Origin of the sequence: Actinocrinis puniceicyclus, from assembly GCF_018283645.1 — a bacterium.
GTDB classification, from domain to species: Bacteria; Actinomycetota; Actinomycetes; order Streptomycetales; family Catenulisporaceae; genus Actinocrinis; species Actinocrinis puniceicyclus.
The window spans coordinates 1-1,387 of the sequence record NZ_JAGSXH010000318.1 but is presented as its reverse complement, the minus strand read 5'-3'; the positions used below and the strand labels follow the sequence as shown (position 1 = coordinate 1,387).

The 1,387-nt window shown below is 73.5% G+C and carries 1 protein-coding gene; it reads right to left on the bottom strand.

What is annotated here, in order from left to right; all coding sequences use genetic code 11:
- Positions 1-1,325: MobF family relaxase (gene mobF, locus KGA66_RS31290; RefSeq protein WP_211472804.1), on the bottom strand; the 1,325-nt coding region annotated here is incomplete at its 3' end.
- Positions 1,326-1,387 lie beyond the last annotated feature (62 nt).

Below are 1,387 nucleotides of genomic sequence, written 5' to 3'. Positions count from 1 at the left end.
GCCGTGGTCTTACCCGCCCCCGCCGGACCGATCCCCGCCAGCAACAACCGCCCGTCACACGCGAACGCCTCCACTAGCGCCCTCTGACCCGGGTCAAGTGCACGGCCGCTCGTCCGCTCATACGCGGTCAGCGCGGCCGCCGCCGTCGGCCCGTCCACCCCCACCGTCGTCGCCGTGCCCGCCGCCTCCACCAACCGCGCCTCCGCGTCCAACACCGCACGGCTGGTGAACCGCGCCGCACCGTGCTGGGTGAACACCGACGACCCGTCCGCGCGCCGCAACCCCGCCGGTTCGGCAAGCAGGTCCGGCGGCTCGACCGGCACCGACCACACCGCCAGCGCCGCCTCCACAACCTGGGCGACGGCCCGCTCCTGCTCCCCTGCGGTCCCGAACCACACCCCACGCAGCTCACGCTGCGCCTGCGCCAGCACACTCCACCGCGTCCACGTCGCGTGATGCTCCTGCACCGCACCGACCACCCGCGACGCGATGGCCGCCACATCCACCTGCGCGCCACTCACCGGCGCCGACCCGCCACGTCCCCGGCGCGCGGGCACGACCGCCATGACCCGCGCCAACGCCCCCGACCCGAATCGATCGGCCAGTTCGGCGCGCCACTGCTGCCGCATCGCCGACCACGCCCGCGGCGGCTTCTTACCGCTGCGGGTGGACAGCGTCGCCTGCTGCGCCAACGCATGCGCAGCCGCGAGGGACGGATCACGCCCGTGCACGGCCCGGAACCCGGCCACCAGCCGCGCGTATTCGCCCTCGATGCCCGCCCGCCGACGGGTGAAATACGCCAGCACTTCGGGAGGGAAACCCTTGATCTCCCGCACCGGCTCACGCCCGCCGACCGTGTCCGCCCGCGCCTCGAACTCCAACCCCAGCCGCGCCTGCAACTCATGCTCCAGCCGCGTGTTGTACAGCTCCGACGCCGCCACCGCCATCCGGTACAGCCCCCGCGCATCCAACGCCCGCCACTTCCCGTCCACCCCCAACACCTTGCTACTGACCGCGACATGCGAATGCAGATTCGGCTCCCCCAACCGGTTGTCCGCATGCTCGAACACCGCAGCGACCAGACCCCGGGTCTCGATCTGCGCCTGCCCCGACGACCCCGTCCGCGTGAATGCGGCATGCTCCTCCAGCAACCCCAGCGACGCGTCCCGCGCCGCGCAATGCGCCGCCTCGACCGCCTCACGCACCCACCCGCGCGGATCCAGACCCCACAACCGCGAGACCGAAGACACCGGCGTGAACACCAGGTCGAACCCAGCCACCGCCCGCCGCTGCCGCCGCGCCTCCTCCCGCCGGACCTTCCCCACCTCCGCCCCCGTCGGCCCGCGCCCGGTCTCCTCCCGGACCGCTGAAAGCCGCACCGCAACCC